At 41.7% G+C, this 18,632-nt stretch carries 27 protein-coding genes; 3 read left to right on the top strand and 24 right to left on the bottom strand.

Features of this window, described 5'->3' with window-relative positions; translation table 11 throughout:
- Positions 1-65 precede the first annotated feature (65 nt).
- The 21 genes from CF651_RS19000 to CF651_RS18915 all read right to left on the bottom strand — a co-directional run bounded on the left by CF651_RS19000 (position 66) and on the right by CF651_RS18915 (position 12,857).
- Positions 66-1,433, bottom strand: coding sequence for a DNA modification methylase (locus tag CF651_RS19000; protein ID WP_245856041.1), 1,368 nt, complete (start codon positions 1,431-1,433; stop codon positions 66-68).
- Positions 1,434-1,438: 5 nt separating this feature from the next.
- Positions 1,439-1,609 carry a hypothetical protein gene (locus CF651_RS32390; protein ID WP_179232886.1) on the bottom strand — a complete coding sequence of 57 codons (171 nt, stop codon included), beginning with the start codon at positions 1,607-1,609 and terminating at the stop codon, positions 1,439-1,441.
- Positions 1,610-1,994: 385 nt separating this feature from the next.
- The gene (locus CF651_RS18990; protein ID WP_094016450.1) at positions 1,995-2,507 is read right to left on the bottom strand and encodes a hypothetical protein; all 513 of its coding nucleotides are present in this window, start codon (positions 2,505-2,507) and stop codon (positions 1,995-1,997) included.
- A 101-nt stretch (positions 2,508-2,608) separates the two neighbouring features.
- Positions 2,609-2,776, bottom strand: coding sequence for a hypothetical protein (locus tag CF651_RS32385; RefSeq protein ID WP_179232885.1), 168 nt, complete (start codon positions 2,774-2,776; stop codon positions 2,609-2,611).
- 62 nt (positions 2,777-2,838) lie between these two features.
- On the bottom strand, positions 2,839-3,126 hold the full coding sequence (locus CF651_RS18985) for a hypothetical protein (protein ID WP_094016449.1): 288 nt from the start codon (positions 3,124-3,126) through the stop codon (positions 2,839-2,841).
- 287 nt (positions 3,127-3,413) lie between these two features.
- Positions 3,414-3,605 (bottom strand): hypothetical protein, encoded by a 192-nt coding sequence (locus CF651_RS18980; RefSeq protein WP_094016448.1) that lies wholly within the window; start codon positions 3,603-3,605, stop codon positions 3,414-3,416.
- A 122-nt stretch (positions 3,606-3,727) separates the two neighbouring features.
- Complete coding sequence (locus tag CF651_RS32380) at positions 3,728-3,904, bottom strand: hypothetical protein (protein WP_179232884.1); 177 nt, start codon at positions 3,902-3,904, stop codon at positions 3,728-3,730.
- 28 nt (positions 3,905-3,932) lie between these two features.
- A complete protein-coding gene (locus CF651_RS32375; protein ID WP_179232883.1) occupies positions 3,933-4,874 on the bottom strand; it encodes a hypothetical protein in 942 nt (313 codons plus the stop codon).
- Between the two features lie 6 nt (positions 4,875-4,880).
- Positions 4,881-5,381 carry a RuvC family protein gene (locus CF651_RS18970; RefSeq protein WP_094016447.1) on the bottom strand — a complete coding sequence of 167 codons (501 nt, stop codon included), beginning with the start codon at positions 5,379-5,381 and terminating at the stop codon, positions 4,881-4,883.
- Entirely contained in the window at positions 5,374-5,544 is a 171-nt protein-coding gene (locus tag CF651_RS32370) for a hypothetical protein (protein ID WP_179232882.1), read from the bottom strand. Before CF651_RS32370 ends, CF651_RS18970 begins: the two co-directional genes overlap by 8 nt.
- Before the next feature lie 126 nt (positions 5,545-5,670).
- Positions 5,671-5,820 carry a hypothetical protein gene (locus tag CF651_RS32365; protein ID WP_179232881.1) on the bottom strand — a complete coding sequence of 50 codons (150 nt, stop codon included), beginning with the start codon at positions 5,818-5,820 and terminating at the stop codon, positions 5,671-5,673.
- Positions 5,821-5,833: 13 nt separating this feature from the next.
- Positions 5,834-7,246 carry a replicative DNA helicase gene (gene dnaB / locus CF651_RS18965; RefSeq protein ID WP_094016446.1) on the bottom strand — a complete coding sequence of 471 codons (1,413 nt, stop codon included), beginning with the start codon at positions 7,244-7,246 and terminating at the stop codon, positions 5,834-5,836.
- Positions 7,221-7,613, bottom strand: a complete 393-nt coding sequence (locus CF651_RS18960) for a replicative helicase loader/inhibitor (protein ID WP_094016445.1) — start codon at positions 7,611-7,613, stop codon at positions 7,221-7,223. The genes dnaB and CF651_RS18960 overlap by 26 nt, the downstream gene beginning before the upstream one ends.
- Positions 7,570-8,616, bottom strand: a complete 1,047-nt coding sequence (locus tag CF651_RS32360) for a hypothetical protein (RefSeq protein ID WP_179232880.1) — start codon at positions 8,614-8,616, stop codon at positions 7,570-7,572. Before CF651_RS32360 ends, CF651_RS18960 begins: the two co-directional genes overlap by 44 nt.
- A 205-nt stretch (positions 8,617-8,821) precedes the next feature.
- Complete coding sequence (gene recT / locus CF651_RS18945; RefSeq protein WP_094016443.1) at positions 8,822-9,730, bottom strand: recombination protein RecT; 909 nt, start codon at positions 9,728-9,730, stop codon at positions 8,822-8,824.
- Positions 9,731-9,742: 12 nt separating this feature from the next.
- On the bottom strand, positions 9,743-10,687 hold the full coding sequence (locus CF651_RS18940) for a YqaJ viral recombinase family nuclease (RefSeq protein WP_094016442.1): 945 nt from the start codon (positions 10,685-10,687) through the stop codon (positions 9,743-9,745).
- A 28-nt stretch (positions 10,688-10,715) separates the two neighbouring features.
- Positions 10,716-10,919: a hypothetical protein gene (locus CF651_RS18935; RefSeq protein ID WP_144029079.1), complete on the bottom strand. Its 204-nt coding sequence runs from the start codon at positions 10,917-10,919 to the stop codon at positions 10,716-10,718.
- A gap of 153 nt (positions 10,920-11,072) precedes the next feature.
- Entirely contained in the window at positions 11,073-11,357 is a 285-nt protein-coding gene (locus CF651_RS18930; RefSeq protein WP_094016440.1) for an AbrB/MazE/SpoVT family DNA-binding domain-containing protein, read from the bottom strand.
- Positions 11,358-11,705: 348 nt separating this feature from the next.
- Positions 11,706-12,203: a helix-turn-helix domain-containing protein gene (locus CF651_RS18925; protein WP_094016439.1), complete on the bottom strand. Its 498-nt coding sequence runs from the start codon at positions 12,201-12,203 to the stop codon at positions 11,706-11,708.
- Positions 12,204-12,375: 172 nt separating this feature from the next.
- Positions 12,376-12,573 (bottom strand): helix-turn-helix domain-containing protein, encoded by a 198-nt coding sequence (locus CF651_RS18920; RefSeq protein WP_094016438.1) that lies wholly within the window; start codon positions 12,571-12,573, stop codon positions 12,376-12,378.
- 59 nt (positions 12,574-12,632) lie between these two features.
- Entirely contained in the window at positions 12,633-12,857 is a 225-nt protein-coding gene (locus CF651_RS18915; protein WP_094016437.1) for a helix-turn-helix transcriptional regulator, read from the bottom strand.
- A gap of 153 nt (positions 12,858-13,010) precedes the next feature.
- Here CF651_RS18915 and CF651_RS18910 point away from each other — a divergent pair, with 153 nt between their 5' ends.
- The 3 genes from CF651_RS18910 (at position 13,011) to CF651_RS18900 (ending at position 15,893) form a co-directional block, all read left to right on the top strand.
- The gene (locus CF651_RS18910; RefSeq protein WP_094016436.1) at positions 13,011-13,370 is read left to right on the top strand and encodes a helix-turn-helix domain-containing protein; all 360 of its coding nucleotides are present in this window, start codon (positions 13,011-13,013) and stop codon (positions 13,368-13,370) included.
- Between the two features lie 72 nt (positions 13,371-13,442).
- Positions 13,443-14,939 carry a toll/interleukin-1 receptor domain-containing protein gene (locus tag CF651_RS18905; RefSeq protein WP_094016435.1) on the top strand — a complete coding sequence of 499 codons (1,497 nt, stop codon included), beginning with the start codon at positions 13,443-13,445 and terminating at the stop codon, positions 14,937-14,939.
- 69 nt (positions 14,940-15,008) lie between these two features.
- A complete protein-coding gene (locus tag CF651_RS18900) occupies positions 15,009-15,893 on the top strand; it encodes a DUF4231 domain-containing protein (protein WP_094016434.1) in 885 nt (294 codons plus the stop codon).
- Positions 15,894-15,928: 35 nt separating this feature from the next.
- Here CF651_RS18900 and CF651_RS18895 read toward each other — a convergent pair whose 3' ends face one another.
- From CF651_RS18895 to CF651_RS18885, 3 genes are all read right to left on the bottom strand, one after another.
- Positions 15,929-16,732 (bottom strand): toll/interleukin-1 receptor domain-containing protein, encoded by an 804-nt coding sequence (locus CF651_RS18895; protein ID WP_094016433.1) that lies wholly within the window; start codon positions 16,730-16,732, stop codon positions 15,929-15,931.
- A gap of 57 nt (positions 16,733-16,789) precedes the next feature.
- On the bottom strand, positions 16,790-17,260 hold the full coding sequence (locus CF651_RS18890; protein WP_094016432.1) for a TIR domain-containing protein: 471 nt from the start codon (positions 17,258-17,260) through the stop codon (positions 16,790-16,792).
- Between the two features lie 94 nt (positions 17,261-17,354).
- On the bottom strand, positions 17,355-18,092 hold the full coding sequence (locus CF651_RS18885) for a TIR domain-containing protein (RefSeq protein ID WP_094016431.1): 738 nt from the start codon (positions 18,090-18,092) through the stop codon (positions 17,355-17,357).
- Positions 18,093-18,632: the final 540 nt, after the last annotated feature.

Genomic DNA, 18,632 nt, shown 5'->3' with positions numbered 1-18,632 from the left:
CTTACATGATCTCACCGGGAGTATTCCGGTGGTCTGGAGGGCGTTGACGCGCCCTCTATTTATATTTATGCAACGACGCCGGCTCTGTAAAGAAGTACCGGCTCGCAGCCAGTCGATTCCTGAAACCTCTTTTTTATCACTTCACAGAATATGGGGTCCAGCTCCATCGTTCTGCATACCCGGTTCATTTGCTCACAGGTCATAAGCGTAGAGCCACTTCCACCAAACAGGTCCAAAACAATCTCTCCCTGCCTACTACTATTCCCGATCGGAATTGCAAGGAGCTCGAGTGGCTTTTGTGTAGGATGAACATACTTCGTTACGTCTCCCCTGGATACTTCCCAAATCGTTTCCGGCTCGGGCTGCTCAACTGGCAGTCCGGCCTTCCAAACCGTCGTCTGCTTTCGATCACCATACCAGGCCGGCGCATTCCCCTTTAAATGAGCATAAAATACAGGCTCATGCTTGTACTTATACTGAGCAAATCCAAATGAAAATGCATTTTTGACCCATATACATTGAGTACGGACCACAATACCGGCATCATTCATCGTATCTTCAAACTCACGCTGATAAGAAGATGGATGAAATACATAAATGCCCGCTTTAGGATCCATAACTGCAGCATAATTTGAAAACACGGAATGTAAAAAGCCCACGAACTGCTCCGCGGGCATATCGTCATTCATAATACTTGCCCGGCCGTCTGAAGCAAGTCGTACTGAATCACTTTTAAAGGCGACATTGTATGGCGGGTCCGTAACTACCAGCGCAGCTTTATCTCCCCCTATTAGCTGCTGAACATCTTTTAGGATCGTGGAGTCACCACACATTAACAGGTGCCGGCCTAGCTGCCAAACATCACCATACCTCGTTTCAGGCTCTTTGATTTCATCCAATGCAATCTGCACGTCAAAGTTATCATCTTGAGCAGTCGGCTCAATACTTGTATCGGCCGGCAGCCCTTGGAGCAAGTTATCAAGCTCCTCTTGCCGATAACCTGTTTGAAGTGAAATCTCATCCAAAGAGTATTGTGCCGAAAGCTCCTCAAGCAAAGAGGCGAGTAACTCCTCGTTCGTCCGGCCCCGAAGGTTACTCAGGCTTACAGTAAGAAGCTTAGCCTCCTCTTGGCTTGTCTCCACAATAACGCATACCAGTTCTTGAACCCCGGCCTCTTGGGCAGCTCGCCAGCGCTTCTCACCTTTGATTATCGTGAAATCAGACCGGACCAGGATAGGCTGCAGCACGCCGTACTTACGGATACTTTCAACTAGAGATTTATAAATGTACTCATCCATCTCGTTAGGGTTCCATCCATTTGACTGGAACCAGCTGATTGCTATTGTTTCAATCCTCATAAATACCTCCATAATGTTAAGTCGGTTTTGGGCAAAAGAAAAAGCACCGGTTAGGGTGCTTAAATCCAACTTCAAGAAATTTATGTTAGGATACATTCAGCAACGTACTGAGTACCCCCACCTTCTGTTTTAGCAGGTCCAATTATCTTTATTTCTCCCATTGTTAGATATGGATACTTGGATGCTTCGTTGTATATTTTACTTCTCACATCATGTTCAGTTGGGCCAAATGCCGTTATTTTTCTCGCCAAAGAACTACACCCCCTCCAATATACAATTCGATATTAGGAAGGATTTCCCTCTTTATTTGTCGAAAGTAAAAGAATGCATTTCTGCTTGCTACAAAACTGCTTCGTACCTTCCCATCGGCCCCAAATGCACCCTCTACATTTAGCAGGCTGCTTTGAATAAATCACTGTTTTGCTCTTCTTCTTTCCCATCAGGTACACATCCTTAAAAAACAAAAAGAGCCGCAGCAAGTGCGACTCCTTCAGTTATCTTATTTAAATTTATTCATTTCATATCTCTTAATTCTTGATGCTATCAATATACCACGGGATCATGTTCATGTGGGCTTCAACTTATCCCCGATTAAATCCAAAACTGGTTCAAAATATTACATTCAACGGGCATTTATTAATACTTCCACTCCCGACCCAGAATCCCCATCAACTTTAATGTATCAGTTATGGAAGCTACCCCGGCATTCAGTTTCCTTTGAAATGTCGATTTACTCATATAAGTAAACTTCAAAGCAATCATGAATTTATGACCTTCCAAATATCTAAAATGAACAGCCTTTCTCATATCCTCATCTATGATGAGCCTATGGGCACGTTCAATGCTGCGGATAGCAATTTTATATTCGTTGTAAATCCACTTGCGTTTTTGATGAAATATAATCGCATTTGAGGTTTTATCAGCATGTGTATCTTCTTCCGAAAGCCTACGGGCAGTCTCTCCCTCAATATCTGTCTGATATAGATCCTGCTCATGCTCCTCGAAATCCTTAACCAGCATCTTCATATAAACAAATTTGTCTAACAGGAACAAGGTCCGCTCGATATCACTTTCGTTTATCGAAGGAAAGAGCTCTAGCTGTTCTCCGAGGATCCGTGCGGCCTCTGTCTTTTTTTCAGCAATCATCATTCCCCTCACACCTCACTTATGATATCATAGGTGTGGGAATGTACGTTCCCCCGCCTCTCTCTCCAAAGATGCAGCGGGGGAACTTTTTTTATATTTTTAGTTTATTTTTCTATTGAACTTTCAACGTCAGCTAACTCTTCCTCTGAAATATTTTGGGGTTCATCTTCCTCAATAAACCCTTCTGGCATTTCCTCTTCCATAGCTATAATGACTCCGTTTTTATCACGTTTTACATATATGATTTCTTGTCTCCATTGTGGCTGCCTCATATTCAACCTCCTAAGATTATCGTTTTTTGTTTAAATTCCGATCCCTGAATTGCCGTGAATATTCAGTCTACATTCATTCGTAAGCTCTCAACACGCGGGCAGTAATAATCGAACTTTACGCTTTTCCCTCCTCGTGGAACTTCCACGATGTAACGAACGTGCTTTGCAATTTCTGTATCAAACTTCACATAGGTTTTGTTCTTCATCTCGATGCCATCGGGTAAATATTTTGATGCGCGTTGACCTCCTGGAACTATCGCAATTACCATACCCGCTTTTTCCTTGACGCTACCTTGTGCTTGACTGCTCCACTTCACTTTGTCTCCAACCTGCAAAATCTTTACGTTCATATGTACCTCCCAAGTCTTTTAATATTCAAATGATTTTCAACCGTCTGTAACTTTTTCACTTTTTGAACGTTAGATATTACACAAACAAATCCTTTAAGGGGTGGAATTTATATGAAACCGATTGTGCTTGTTATGTTAGGTGTTGCATGTTTAGCATTTAGCCTCGCTGGAAAAGAACTTTGGCAGTGGGCTCCGACAGTGGGATGGACTCTTACAATTGTCTTTTTTTCATCAGCGTTCTTTACGGCACTTAAGAACCGAAAATAGCCTCCCATGTATTTGATTATTCAATATGTTGCGTCACGAACCGCCTTTAACTTTTGAGTCAACTGCTCCACCTTCGCTTCAGCTTCAATAGCCCGTTCAACAGCCTCCAGCCATGCTGCCTGTATTTTTAAGGGGTACTCACTATCCGGGCACCACTTAACTCGTAACATTAACAGGTCCTCGATCAGATTACGCTTCGTTCCTTGGCTCAATTCAATCCCTCCATAGAAAACTATACCCGCTTAAAGAACTCCCGATATGCTCTTATAAACCAGACAAGCTGCACCGCTTGAATTCCTCAATAAACGTCGATTACATACAGCATACGCCCACCTCAATCTATGCATATAAATCCGCGGTTTACTCTTTCAAGATCATCTGCCTGGGCAATTTGCATTAGAACAGGCCGACCGCCGATAAGAAGAATCCTTTCTTCCCCAAACTCCATTCCTTTTACATCTTTGACCAGGTTATCCCAAAGTTGCGAACTTCTAAAAATATTGTCGTTCATGCTTCCTCCTTATGTTGGAAAGAGCAGCTTACGCCGCTCCGTCTTGCCCCTTCATAGACTCTTTCACTTTCTTTTTGTACTTGTTCCAAGCCGCCTGTAGAGTAGTTGATGGAACTTTCAAGCTTTGTGCAATCTCCATCCAAGACTCGCCGGATTTTTTTCGTTTCAAAAGCTCTGGGAAATCATACTGAATATCTTCGAATGTAGGATTGTTCTCCAGAATGTATCCTTCAACCTCTTCAAGTTCAGGCTCAGTAGCAGACTGGGAAATCTCTCTATCTGGACTGTGATTAAGTGAAGAAGGTTCGTGGAGTGTACTACCTTCGTCTCCAACTTCTTCTTGAGCAGGTAACGCCTCCTCTTGCTTATCATTACCCTGATTTTCCCCGCTAGGATCGTTAGCCTTACCTTCCTTCCACTCACTCCATTTGATTGCCAGAGGAGCCACACGGCGCCGGTATTCGTCCATAATGACGGAAAACTCACCCAACGATATGTTCAGTTCATACGCAATCTTAGCGTAAGTAACGCCGTCGGTAATACGGCTAATAATGTGAGGAAAGTCATACGTCATATCTTCATAGATTGGGGCCAGTCCGCTGCGAATGAATTCATCGATTACCTGCAGGTCGGCCTCAGCTTTCTCTTCCTTTACCGGTACGGCTTCTTTCGGCAGTCCTAGTTCCGCCTCCAGCTGCTCGCCTTCGGGACGGGAGACCTCGGACACGATTCCTGACTCGTCCACTTTGTACTCGCGGATTGGCTTATTAGTCCTGGCGTTAATCTCTACCTTGTACGATACGATCGTATTTTCCAAAGAGAACCGAACATTCTTCTCAATCATCTTCCGAAGGTGGAAGTAATCTTCTTTGTTATCCAGGTCCTCGGAAATCTCAATCTGCAGGAGCAGCTTGCCGCCTTTCTTCATATTGGCGTTTAACAAAATACCTTCGGCTTCGATGTAACTCACGTTTGATCATCCTTTCAGTTTTTTGATGACTTCCTGTTGGGCTGCAGTCAACTTTACCGGTTCATGTAGAGCGAGAGCGATTTGAGCCAGTACAAAGGCATCCGTCACATTGTTGCTCTTATGCTGGAATCCCCATCGCTTGTATACCTCAACAGCAACAGCTTCCTTTCCGGCATTTCCTCCCGCGCCTGTAAACTTCTTCACAGCGGAAGGGGCCGGCTCAAAGTAATTGATCCCCTTGCCGTAAAGCCCCATCCGAATTCCCCATCCAATACCACCTAGAAGAAAACCAGATTGACTTGCAAAACCAAATCCTTCTACAGTGACCTGATCATTGGGTTCTACGAACCGCAATACTGCGTTCACAAGCCTACTCATATGCTGTGGATCAGGAGCCCGACCGTTAAGCCCTTCTTCAATCTCACGGGCTTCCCAAAGCTCTCCGTCTTCATCCAGAATCACAAGCCCGGTCTTGGTTGAAGGATCAATCCCAACATATCTACGCATCGGCCAGTACCAATTTTAATTGGCATAGAGCGTACTGCAGGTCGTCTTGTTTCCCAACATAAAACCCAGTGGCAAGGTCCGTATCTTGCTTCCTGCCCTTCATTTCATCAATCTCCGTTTCCAGGTCATCAATAACCCTTCTGATCGCTGCCTTTGTGTCCATCAGTAACCAACCATCCTTACGCACCGCAAGCCGCGACGTGCCTTTTTATTGAGAAGGATAAAACGCTCGTTGAGCACGAACACTTCTCCAAGTTTTTCGTTTCCCCGGCCCACAATAACGAAGCGGTTAGTGTTCTGAAATAGGGGATCCAATCTTTGGTACATTTTCACCGGTGCCTCCCTCCTGCATTTGGCGAGCTGCCTTATAACGGATATCCAGCTCAACCGCTTGATCTATCGCGATTTCATACAACGCTAGTATTCCACTGTCCGTCACCTAGGCTCTCCTCCTACGCCCAGCGTCGATCTTGATTTTTCTTGCTGCTCATTGGCCTCGAAGTGCTGGCTGTCTCTTGGTGCGTACGGTCCAGGCTCACGAACTTATTGAAGTTTTTCAGGAAGGCCAGTTCGACCGTTCCCACCGGGCCATTGCGCTGCTTTGCGATAATGATCTCGATCACGTTTTTCTTTTCGCTTTCCTTGTCGTAGTAATCATCCCTGTATAAAAAGGCAACGATATCGGCATCTTGCTCTATGGATCCGGATTCTCGAAGGTCCGACATCATCGGTCGCTTGTCCTGCCGCTGCTCTACGCCCCGACTGAGTTGGGACAAAGCAATTACCGTCGTATCAAGCTCCCGGGCGATTTGCTTCAAAGTCCGTGAAATCTTGGAAATCTCCTGCTGCCTATTCTCGGACCGTCCCGCTGAAGAGATGAGCTGCAGGTAATCAATCAGGATAAGTCCGAGGCTGCCTGTCTCCTTCTTGAGCTGGCGGCACCGAGATCGGATATCGTTGACTGTTACGCCTGGGCTGTCGTCGATGTAGATATGGGCATCTGATAGCGTTCCGATAGCCATCGTCATCTTCTCCCAATCGTCACCCTCCAAGTGTCCCGTGCGCAGCCGGCTGGCATCAACATTGCCCTCAGCAGATATCATCCGTTGCACCAGTTGCTCGGCGCTCATCTCCAGACTGAATATGGCTATGGTCTCGCCTGACGTTTTCCCTGCAGCTTGTGCGACATTAAGAGCAAAAGCCGTTTTTCCGACTGATGGCCGGGCTCCCACAATGACCAAATCTTGGGGTTGAAATCCGGAGGTCATCTTGTCGAGGTCCGGATAACCCGAACTAATTCCCGTCACACCACCGGCGGCCGGCTGAGTGTAACTTTGCTCAACCCTGTCATATACGCGCATCGCGGCTTCCTTGAAGGGCTTGAATCCACCTTTGTTAGCAGCAGATCGTTCAGCTATTTCCTCCGCAACCCGCTGGGCCTGCTCCGCCATCTCGGCTGCTGTTAAGTCGCTATTCTCGTAAATCCGCTTCATGCCGGCACGAGTCATACGATCTAACGAAGCATCCAGTACCAACTTGGCGTAATAGTCAATATTCGCTGCCGTCGGGGTGGCCTGGGAAAGCTCCGACAAATACGTTATCCCGCCGATATGTTCCAGCTGCCCCCGCTGATTCAGATGAGCGGCCAGCGTAACGAGATCGATCGGAGTTTCCGTCTCTGCAGCATCCCAAAGCTCAAGCATGGATTCAAAAATGATCCTGTGGGCCGATTGGAAAAAGTCCTCGGGCAGCAGTCGGTCCATCGCGTTTAAGATGGCTTCATTGCTCAGGAGAACGGCCCCTATGATTGCCTGCTCTGCTTCAACCTGTTTTGCAAAATCAGCGAGCTCGATTGCGTCTGGCATATTCCCTGAGCGCCTCCGTTCTCTCCTCGATCGGCAGCCGCATCATGGCCTTAATCTCTTCCGGAGGGCCAACCGCGGTGGCTTGCCACTCATCGAGCTGCTCAAGGAATTGTTGAGCTGACTCGCGAAGTCCCGCATGGTATAAAGCCAGCTGCTCCGGTTCGGGCTCTAACGGCTTGGTAAGATCCGCCACCGTGGGTAAATACCGGCTGGTCCGGATGTGTGAGATCAGGTTATCTTTGGCCTGCTCGAATGGCGTGTCCCCTAAAAACTCCATCCAGGCAAGGACCTTGGTATCGTCTACCGTGAAGTTGGGATATGCATTATTCATGATCAAAAAGAGCTTCAGTACGTCCGCTCTGTTCACGCTGCGCCTCCTCCCATGCACGTTTTAGATAGTCATTGTTTTGTTCATATCGGCTTTTAGTTACAAGTCTACGTCCAGGTGATCCAAGGGCGACTGAAGAGGACGACACCTCAGCAGTTATGGACGACGGGCCGTTGTTCCAAGCCTCGTATATGGCTTGCTCGTAATACTTAAAAGTGCTTGGAGGGGAAAATACTCGACCGCTCTCCTCCTCGCGCCGGCGCTTCTCGTCATAGAGCTTTGTCATAGTTTGAATGATAAAGGGTGATGGCACACCCCCGGCGATCATCCTACCCATGATCCCTCTTTCTTGTTGACGAATGTGAATGTCCAGACGCTTGTGCAGCTTGCAATATGAATCAATGACTTGTATCAAGGGGTCCTGACTCGATGAATCGAAAAAATTCGGATCCCTAAAAGTAATAGTAGTAGTAGTAATATCTTTAAGATCTTTAATATCTTTATTAGATCGGACATTTTTGTCCGATCTCTCGGGAGAGATAAGACATATTTGTCCGTTCTCTCCGTTCAGATCGGACATTTTTGTCTGATCTCTAGGCGACAGATCGGACAAATTTGTCTGTTCTCTTTCATTCAGATCGGACAAATTTGTCTGATCTCTAGGCGACAGATCAGACAAATTTGTCTGTTCTCTTTCGTCAGATCGGACATTTTTGTCTGATCTCTCTCGCCACTTTTTAGAGTTCTTGACCGCGATAATTAAACCATAAGGAGCTCGAGTTATTTTTATGTAATGGTACGTTTCCAGTGTCTTGAGCCAGCGACTTACAGTTTTATCATCTACCTCAAAGGGTGCAGCAAGTTCAGATAATTTCATTGGTCTATTGCCAAGCACCAGCCCCCACGTTACCCCATCAACCTCTTCCTCCTTGGTCGTGGAGCTGATACACCACAAGAAAAACCACAGTGCTGTCCCTATTTGTTTGTAGTGTTTTGGCTCCAGCAGACCAGAATACGTTGTAAACGGGTAACTGTCTGGCACTTGATCACCCCATCCTATCGCGGTCGTCCCGCAAATAGATAACTGGATACTTCGCACGGACCACTGTAAAGCCCGGATAAGCTCGTGCAAAGTAATCCTTGACCTCTTGTCTAAATTGTTCTGGATGGCTCTCCATGAGCGCCCAGATTCGCTTAGAAACGGACGATTGCATCAGAGGTACATCATTAACTTCATCCATAAGATCCTATTCGAATTCCATTTCATTTTGAGCATTACGTTGGTCGCCAGATACTGGATCCGTCAGCCGGTCTTCTTCTAAAACCGTAGTTGCCGTTATATCGATCACCGTGTCATCCGTAACCCCACTAATATCATTGTGGGCTGTTTCATCTTTTGTAACGGCACTAGCGATCTCTATACTAATCGGCAGCCACTTCCAGCCGGCTCTTACGACCGTCTTCTTGCACATTTCTGTGTAATCCGTAATCCAAGGGCCGTTATCTTTGGATTTAGATCGTGCCCTATGGGACTCAATTTCTTGAATTGGCATGTAATGAATGAAGTGTCCACCGTCATTAAACTTAGCTACCATATAGGCGCCCGTGACGTCTCCAGAGGCTTGCTGTTTTTGATCCTTACGCAAGAACCATGGGATATGCTTTAAGTCCTCTTGGAGCCCGTATGTAAGCTCAATGAAGTCATTCTCATAAACCTCGTGGGCTGAAATAGATTGAATGTTACCTGAACGACGGGCTAAGTCGATCATGCCTTTGTAACCAATCATGAACTGGACTTCTTTTTCCCAGTAATCCTTTCCGTCTAGCCCCTTCTTTTTATTGTTGTAAGGGACAAAGTAACAATGACCAATTAGACCGGGCTCAAGTCCTAGTTGAGCTGACTGCATCACCGCTGCGATTAAGGAAGGGACTGTACATTCCAGCAGCTTCGGGTTCGTCCGGATTGTCGTTAGGGCGATTCGGGTCATACGCTCCGGGGTCATATGCTTTGGAAGGGCCCTCGCAATCTCACCTTCCATTTTCTTTAGATAAGCTGCAATTGTATTTGCTGGTGAGGCAACCGGTGTGTTCCCACCAGCTGCTCGCTGCTGCAATTTACCAGCAAGTTGATCTTGTGTGCTGCTATTACCTGCCATCGTATTCTCCCCCTATTTCACCAGGAATCGCCGTACCGATTTGGTTACTGCGAACTCCGAATAGATTTCTGGCTTTTTAGCTTTAAGTGTCTTTGTATCAAGCGACGCAGAATCAGACGATTTCCAGGTGGCTATTTTATCGCCTTTGAAGTAAGCAATCTCCGCATCCTCCATCATGGACTTAATCAGATTCTTTGCTGTTTCGAAGCGAGTCTCAGCTAATTTAAGGGCATCCTGGGACTCTTTGAGCTCCTTAATCAGTCCTTCTTGGTCATCAGGCAAATTAATGCTCGTATCCGGTTTACTCGACGGGTAAAGGTAATTTAAAAGGTTCGTAGAAGCATCTGAACCGTCGATCATGGGTGGTATGCCCTTTAACACATGTTCGTTCCAAAACTGCTTCTCAATGTCAATCAGGCTGCTGATAATTCGTTCATCGCGTTCAACGTACCGGTATTGAAAGTTGTTCCCACCAATCAGAACTGCAAAGAATCCATAATCAAGGCCGAGTACTGAAAGGTAATGCTGTAGTTGAATTGCATAATGGTCCGGGAGCTTATCGTCTTTCCAATCCTCAGTATTAAAGGCGCTTGTCGTCTTTACTTCAAGGATTCCCTTCCGTTTGTTCTGATCCGTAATCATCCGATCAATGTTACCAAGCATGAAGGAGTGCTCCGGATGCCGGTAAAGCTTATTGGAGCGTTGAACTTTGAGGCCGGTCCGGATAGAAAATTCCTTGGCTACTACGTCCTCAAGAATGTTCCCCCAGTAAGCAGGCTCGCCGGCCGCGTCATTTTCTAACTGTCCGGTCTTCTCGAGATAAACAGCTACCGGAGACTTCCAAGGGTTTAATCCAGCAACAGCGGCTGCATCGGATCCACCGATCCCACGTTTACGGAGCTGCAGCCACTCTTCACGTGCTATTCCCTTTGTTACTGCTTCTACAGTCATTGCCATCGGTACATATCCTCCTTATTAGCGGGCGTTATTCTTGCCCTGCGGTGATTTTATTTGCTCCAAAGTGTTTAGCAACGCATACGGCGCTGCAGAACTTTTCACCGTCCAAGTTCCAGCAAGGTTCGCTATAGTAAATGGGTTGTAAGCAATGTTCATATTCACAAGTTGCAGCATGATCCAGTGGTAAAGATTGTGGGTCGGATCGGCCAACTTCAAAACGGCCTAGTTCCATGTTTTCAACTCCTTAAGGCGCCATATCATTTTGGTGTTGGGCGCATTGTTCGCATATCGTTTTTCCATTATCAAGATGAAGAGTTCCTGGGTTCTCCTTACAACAAACACAAATCGGGGCATTCTTTTTTGGAGGCATTATTCCGACTCCCTTTCAATCTGATGGACTCGTTACCGTACCAATGAGCTTACTTTCTTCCTTCACAATTAATTTCACGCAACCGGAGCAAACCAGTTTACCCGGATATAAAGAGACCAGCCCTTCCACTCTATTGCACAATACACATCCCGGAGCGTACTTCCTCAGAACGATTTGCTGACCGTCTGTATAGATTTCCAGGGAATCCTTAGTGCCGATATCCATCGTTTTTCTCAATTCCATCGGGAGGACGATTCTTCCCAGGTGATCGACTTGCCTTACAATGCCAGTTGCTTTCATATGTTTTTAACTCCCTTATGATTTAGAATTAGTTAATTGGGCTCTTCACACGAAAAGATGACCTATGATAAGATAAGAGCTATGAGTTTCTTTAGACGGATGCTCAATGATACTCGGCTGGCCGGCCGGGTATTTTTTATTTTGTTAAACCTAGACCGTTGGTCCGGTGTCAGATATTGCATCACTTGAACTTTCAAACAATCGGCTCCTTTCATATGCAAAATGTGCTACTACGCACTCTTCCAAAGTCATCGACATCCGGATGAGGCTGTTGGGCTTGTCTCCATCACACGCAGTCTTGATGATGCTCGGTGTATCATTCATATCCTGTTTCACCTCCCTTCGCGTTTAGCGCTCTCCTCTTTTGAGTTGTTGCTGATGTTTTAAGATCAGCGATTTTCGTTCCAATCCAAATTCTTCTTCCAAAACGCCTTGAAGCACCGCGGCTTTCTCCATAACATCCCGGATCTCGTGCCAAACACGCTCAGCGCTTTGTCGGCGTTTTTTAGGATCAATGTGCTTGGCCATCACTAATTCCTCCAATGCTGCTTCCAATTCCGTCAGTTCCTTCAGGAGTAGGTCCTTTAAAGCTGCAGGATGGAGATCTAAATTCGGCAGGTGTTCCAAAATGTTGGATATGTATCCATCGGTTCGCTCGTCGGCTATCTCCAAAGCGATTCTCCAGTTTAGCCCAGAGACGATGGTGTCATAAGAAGCATCCAGATCACGCTTACCACGCTCAATTCTTGCTAGAACCGAACGGTCCATCGCTAACTGTGATGCAAACTCACGTTGAGTTAAGCTGTTGGATACCCGGTATCGTCTAATCGCTTCCCCAATTGACAAGGCTCTTCCCCCTTTCCGGTAGATATAAGGTTTGTGCCAAATTAGCACAGGACTATAGGTAAATGGGTCAAATCTGTACTTCAGTTTGGGTGTTTTGTGCCAAGGGCTTGAGTTACTATGGAGTTATCAACCTCACTTATGATTTGGGCTCCCTTTTCTGGGGGCCATTCTTTTAAGAATTTGAGGCCATGATTGCTTCGATTTCGGCTTCTTGTTGCTTCATCCAGGCTTCTAAGGATTCGGCCCGGAAGAAGATACGCCGGCGAACGCGGAAATGTGGGATTTGTTTACGGCGTACCATGGTGTAGATGGTGTCTTCGCAGACACGGAGTTTTTCGGCGGCTTCGGTAACTGTAAGGGTTGTTTGCATCTTAATTAACCTCCATCGATTATTTTCAGCTTATAAGGATAATAACTAAACTCAGTTCATTAAATAATGTTCGTTTTTCGAACATTTATATCAAAAAAAAGCTCATCAGTATCCTTTTCAAGAATACCAGCTAATTTTTGAGCGACTTTTAATGAGGGAGCATGCTCGCCACGTTCAATATTTGCAAGATATGCACGAGTGATTCCAGCAAAAGCTGCTAATTCTTCCTGTGTTAAACCTTTGTTTTTTCTGGTATTGATGAGCACTTCTCTTTTCTGCTTCACTTCTTCACCTTCTTTCCAGAAATTCTTTTAACGAACCTTATATTTGTATTATACGTTCGTAATTCGAACATGTCAACTAAAATTGTTCGCTTTATGAACGTTTATTTTACGAACATTTTATTATACAATTATTTCATTAGGGGGTGCCTTTAATTGGAGTTCAAAGATAGATTAAAACAATTAAGACAGAGTCGTGGATTGACACAAGAACAATTAGCAATTTCTTTAGACATACCCCCTGCATCTATTAGGAGGCTAGAGACAGCAGATTCACTACCTCGAAAGGATCGTCTTCAGAAAATCGCCGATTTCTTTGCAGTCCCCATCGATTTCCTAATTGGTAGAACAGATGAGAAGACTACAATTGATAAAACAAATGATAACATAAATGTTGCTTACTTCGGCGGAGCTAAAGAGGAACTTACTGAGGAAGAAGCAGCGCGGCTGAAGGAAGAGTTGGAGATGTTTCGGCTCTTAAAAGAGAAAAAGATGAGGGATAAAGAAAAAAAATAAGTTCGATGCTAATCGCTTGTAGTTGCGATCTTTTTGAATCTAAGTATTTTATAACAAGGATGGTCGTACGAAATGGAACAATATACTTACCCAAAAATTGATATGACATCAGATCAAAAAAAATGGCTTGAAAAAGTATATAATTTAAATATTAATAGTCTTGATCATCTTAATAATTACAGGATGATTAAGAGTGAACTAACAGAAGAAATACCACCCACCTTTGATCCAAATCAAATAAACAGGCTATTACTAAACAAGATGGATCATCATTATCAAATCACACTATTAGGAATATTGCATATATCACCAGATAGCCCTTACATAAATTATTGTGATACAGTCATAACCACTATAAAAAACAAATTGATTTTGGAACCTAATGTTACCAAAATCGATTGTAATGAGCTTGGGGAAGAATTGAAAATTAACTCCACAGACATGAAACTTATTATAGAATTGATAGCTCCCCTTGATAACTTTTGGTCTAGTAGAACTCTTGGGCCCACTAGGAATTTAATTTCCATTGACCGCGATGAAAATTTTGATGCCTTTACTAGATATGTCAATATTGAAGATCTAGTTACAAAGAATTATACACTAAGACTATATGCTCCAAATAATAAATCAGACGATAAATCTATGAACACAGTGGAGAAAAGGAGTAATACGAAATATAAACTTTTCTTAAGCCACGCTCATAAGGATCAACAATTGGTCGAGCATTTTTTAGATTTTTTCCAGACTTCATTTAATACTTCCAGAGGGGATATTTATTGTACTTCAAAAGGGGACATTTCTTTTGGTGAGAGCTTTACTCAAAGTATTAAAGAGCACTTGATAGATGCTGAGCTTATTATTCTATTAATCACACCCAATTACTTAGTAAGCAAGTTCTGTCTAATTGAAATGGGAGCTGCTTGGGCAATTAATAAAAAAGTATGTCCCATTCTAGTTAATCCTATATCTTCAGAAGATTTATATAAATTTACTCCTTTTGGTAATATCCAAACCATCCGATTAAATAATAAAGACGATTTGTTTAAGCTAAGTAATGATTTAATTCGATACAAAATAATTTCAAGTGTAGATAATAGTAATTTGCTTTCAAAGGTTAATGCCTTTCTTGAAAAAATAACCAGTCAGGAAATTACAACAAAAGAATTATCATCGTTCCAAGCAAACGGCTTAAGTATGAACGATCGTGATATCCTTACTCAAATATCCAATGTTTTTACATTAGATGAAATTTACAATCTTACAAAACTCATTTCCTCTTTAAATTACTCTTATTTTATAAACTTTTACGAAACTTCTAATATTGATAGATTATTTTTCTATGACTTTGAATTTAATAATTCTAAATTGGAAGAACTTAAAATCAATTTTCTAGAGGCCTTCAGGGCTTTGTATAAAGTCTCAAAAGCTTTATACAAAGAGAGTTTTAAATCAGAATATACTGATGTAATGCTTGAAAGAGCGAAACAAATTGAGATAACATGGAATGAACTTTTCAAATATATAAAGGAACTTGACCCAAGCTTTTTATGGATAAAAACTTCCTCGTGAATTACGGTAGTCGTTATATGCTCAAACCTCTGGAAAAAATTAAAATAATATACGGAAGGTTGAAATCTAATGCAATTTAAGTTTCCGTCAGCTTTTGAAATGGCCGACTACAGTTCGATTGAGGCACAAAATAAATATTTACAACTTTCTAAAATTGATTTAATTATCATGCCAATTTCAGCTTTTTTAGGAGCTTTTTCATTCCTTTCAGATAACTATAAAATATTTTTCAGTGTGCTTGCCGCTATACTAATAGCAATAAGTATAATAATAAAGTTCATCATAAGAATTCGGCAGTATGAAAAAATATGGTTTGGTTGTAGAGCTGTTGCAGAATCTATTAAAACTATATCATGGAAATATATGATGAGTGCAGATCCCTTTACATCTAGCATTGAATCAAGCAAAAAAGAATTAATATCTAGTCTACAAAACATCTTAACCAGTAATAAAAGCATTATTAGCCATATGTTAATTACTAATGAATCAAATCAGTCCATACCTGATACAATGACTAATGTAAAGCTTCTAGACTTAAACAAACGTAAAAGTTTATATATAGAAAATAGAGTAAGTAACCAATTAGAATGGTATCAAAAAAAGGCAGAAAATAATAAGACTCTTGAAGAAAGATGGTTTTATTGTACGATATTTTTGCAAGTAGTGGCGCTCACATTAGCAATAATATTCGCAAACAATCCAACCATTCCATTAAATTTAACAGGCTTTTTTGTGACTCTCTCTACTACTACGTTAGCATGGATAAAACTAAAGCAATATCAAGAATTATCTCAGGCATATAGTGTAACTGCAGCAGAAATATCTTTGATTTTACAAAAAAGTGAGTTTATTAATTCGGATGAAACTCTCTCGAATTATGTAGCAGATGCTGAGAACGCATTCTCTAGAGAACATACTCTTTGGATAGCCCGCAGAGACCACTTAAAAAATTAAAAAAAACAATCCCTCTCTAATGGGATTGTTTTTTCCTATTTAATTATAGAAAAATGTTGTTTTAATTCTATATTTTTATTTTCCATATTTGTAAAATCATTTTCCATTAATCTTCGGTGAACCACGTTATAAGGAATACCATATGTTTCTGTAAAAACTTCTAATAATTGCTCAAGATCAAATCCTTTATTTTTTAATCTAAATAGGATCTTGTCAAACTCTTCATTTGTCATTTTCACACTATGTTGTTGATCACGTTCCATATACCTAACTCTTTTGTCTAGTCCTCTCGTGACTTGCAATAACTCAACTAAGATATCATCGTTATTTCTTCTTACCTCAGGTGATGTATCAGGGACTTCTGAAAGTATAGCATTAAACCTCTCCTCAAATTGAGGCCAATAAGTCATGAATACATTCTCTAGTACTCTTTCTTTTAGTGATCTCTCACCTAAAGATGAATTGATTGTTCTCACCAATCCCCAAATACTACTCTGAGTAGGCAATGTATGGTTAAACTGAGCCAAAGGGTCCGAGATATCAGTTGATTCTAAATCTATTAATAGAGTACATACTCGTGTGGAATTTAATCCTTTAGCAAGCGCTCCTGCTTCAAATAAAATCCATGGTTTATTTAGATTTTCCCTAGTTAAGCAAACAACGCCAATACTCGTGTCTTTCAGTTGATCATTTATTTCACTGAACCACAGGGACCCCCTATCTATATCTTTACTAGACATCCAAGGATCCACTGCTTGTAAGACACATTGTAACCATTCATCTAATAATTCTCCAACTTTTTTACTTCTTTCACCCGACCAACTAATAAATACTTTCACTAGAGTTCTCTCCAATTATTTAATAGTATTTTTGAACCAACTTTATCTATTTTTATTTCATAAACCTAATGTTTCGTATACAAATTCTTTATAGTAAAAGTTTCCAGAGGTCCCCATTTCATACTCACTTAAAGCAAGATTAATTATCTTTGGATTAAAGGGGACAAAGATAGCTCCAATACCGTCAAGAACACTTGGTGTTTTAGATACATCAAAACTCCTTGCGTTGTTAAGGTTCACCCCAATTATTGTACATTGTTTTTCAATTGCAACTTCCGCTTCCCAATGTACATATTTCTCCTTATATTTTGTATCATTTCCAATAAGCATAATATAATATCCCGCCATGTTAATACGTTCACGACATTTCCTCTTAATGTATTGCTCGTTTGTAGAGAATAACTCCTGCTTTAGTTGGCAATTAGTGAAATTAAAATCAATTTTCTCATTTTCTTTCCAAGCTAACATGAGATAATAGTATCTAATATCCGTACTGCTAAAACCAACAAACGTCCGTGGTAGTCCCATCCTCTATTTCCTTCCATACGTTTTATTTAAACTTCTCTATATTTTGTATTCCTTCCAACAATAATTTTCCTTGAAGATGTGATGAATTATCATTTTAATCAGATTGCTTTTCACGAATGGCTTTTAACCTTTCAGTTAATTTCTCTCGATAGTCGCTATCTGATCTCCATTCTATGAATCTGTTTGAACTTAAATCAAAATGTACCTTTCCATCTTTTTTTATGCAGAAGACGATTTCCTTGCCTAGTGCATGCGCAAATCCAGCTTCATAATAACAATTAGGGCTTTCCATCGTTAAATCTGCAATGACTATTTTGCTTTTGGAAATATTTTCTAGAGTTTGTTGGTTAATAAATCCACTATCTTGTATTTCATCAACCCTTAAAACTTTATACCCAAATTCTTCACCTAAAGGTTTAATTACACTTTTATAAACTAAATCAAGAACTTCATCACCAAATTTCATTACAACGAATATTTGATCTAAAGGTTCCATAAGCGCATATTGTAGTATTGATTTATTTGAATATTTAGTTAAAACTTTTACCTCATTTATTATCTGAGAAGTAATATTATGCTCCTGAATAAAACTCCTATCTTTTAATTCATTAGGAATTCGTGCCCCTTTTAATGATAGCCGCTTCTTAGTAGCAAGAACAGTAAAATAAGATATCGCTCCGAAGTTAAATATTGTTTCTACTCCAGATTTTTTTGCTATTCTTACATCTTTTTGAATCAGTGGTATTAATAAGTCATCGACAAGTGAATCTTTTGAATAGTTCCAATAATATCTTGTTTTTTCATGAAACTGTGCTATTACATGGTAGTTCATGTCGAACCTCCGAAGTTGTATCTAATAGTTATTGGAATTAGTAAGTTAAAACAAATTCATTTATACATAAACTTTACCATTCCCACTATTTAAAATAGCAAAATTGACCAAAAAAGTATATCTTTTTTTAGGTAGGAAGAACTAAAAAACGACAACCATAAAAAGTGCCGTCTTCTCAGTGATATTTAATTTGATCTCTCAGAACCGTTAACTTTCCTTTAACTTGCGCCAAACTGATTCAATGACAAAATGTGACATCTCATCCTGATGAATAAACATCAGATCAAACTCATCGAAAGAAGTATCCTCGTTCCTGGGAAGTAATTCATTTTGGCCGCGGTCTCTTAAATACTCGTACATGAGCTCTTTTACCTTATTGATGTCTGTCAGAATGTATTTATTTCTTAAACACATTCCAAGAGAAAGGGTCTGTCAAATCTTTTGTGTAAACCCATTTAAAAGACTTCTCCCCGAGGGGAGAAAAATTTTCAGCGCAGGTGCTGGCTGATGCGATCTGGATAGAAAACAGATAGCGGTATG

The sequence above is a fragment of the Paenibacillus rigui genome (genome assembly GCF_002234615.1).
Classification (GTDB): domain Bacteria; phylum Bacillota; class Bacilli; order Paenibacillales; family NBRC-103111; genus Paenibacillus_S; species Paenibacillus_S rigui.
Note: the sequence above shows the minus strand (reverse complement) of the source record. Positions and strands in the feature narration are given on the sequence as shown.

Coding starts and splice junctions, on each gene's coding strand:
- CF651_RS18990 (WP_094016450.1), bottom strand. CDS start 2,507: ATGATGATTGCTGAAAAAAAGACAGAGGCCGCACGGATCCTCGGAGAA.
- CF651_RS32385 (WP_179232885.1), bottom strand. CDS start 2,776: ATGAGGCAGCCACAATGGAGACAAGAAATCATATATGTAAAACGTGAT.
- CF651_RS18985 (WP_094016449.1), bottom strand. CDS start 3,126: ATGAACGTAAAGATTTTGCAGGTTGGAGACAAAGTGAAGTGGAGCAGT.
- CF651_RS32380 (WP_179232884.1), bottom strand. CDS start 3,904: ATGAACGACAATATTTTTAGAAGTTCGCAACTTTGGGATAACCTGGTC.
- CF651_RS18970 (WP_094016447.1), bottom strand. CDS start 5,381: ATGCGTAGATATGTTGGGATTGATCCTTCAACCAAGACCGGGCTTGTG.
- CF651_RS32370 (WP_179232882.1), bottom strand. CDS start 5,544: ATGGACACAAAGGCAGCGATCAGAAGGGTTATTGATGACCTGGAAACG.
- dnaB (WP_094016446.1), bottom strand. CDS start 7,246: ATGCCAGACGCAATCGAGCTCGCTGATTTTGCAAAACAGGTTGAAGCA.
- recT (WP_094016443.1), bottom strand. CDS start 9,730: ATGGCAGGTAATAGCAGCACACAAGATCAACTTGCTGGTAAATTGCAG.
- CF651_RS18940 (WP_094016442.1), bottom strand. CDS start 10,687: ATGGCAATGACTGTAGAAGCAGTAACAAAGGGAATAGCACGTGAAGAG.
- CF651_RS18935 (WP_144029079.1), bottom strand. CDS start 10,919: ATGGAACTAGGCCGTTTTGAAGTTGGCCGATCCGACCCACAATCTTTA.
- CF651_RS18930 (WP_094016440.1), bottom strand. CDS start 11,357: ATGAAAGCAACTGGCATTGTAAGGCAAGTCGATCACCTGGGAAGAATC.
- CF651_RS18920 (WP_094016438.1), bottom strand. CDS start 12,573: ATGCAAACAACCCTTACAGTTACCGAAGCCGCCGAAAAACTCCGTGTC.
- CF651_RS18905 (WP_094016435.1), top strand. CDS start 13,443: ATGGAACAATATACTTACCCAAAAATTGATATGACATCAGATCAAAAA.
- CF651_RS18900 (WP_094016434.1), top strand. CDS start 15,009: ATGCAATTTAAGTTTCCGTCAGCTTTTGAAATGGCCGACTACAGTTCG.
- CF651_RS18890 (WP_094016432.1), bottom strand. CDS start 17,260: ATGGGACTACCACGGACGTTTGTTGGTTTTAGCAGTACGGATATTAGA.
- CF651_RS18885 (WP_094016431.1), bottom strand. CDS start 18,092: ATGAACTACCATGTAATAGCACAGTTTCATGAAAAAACAAGATATTAT.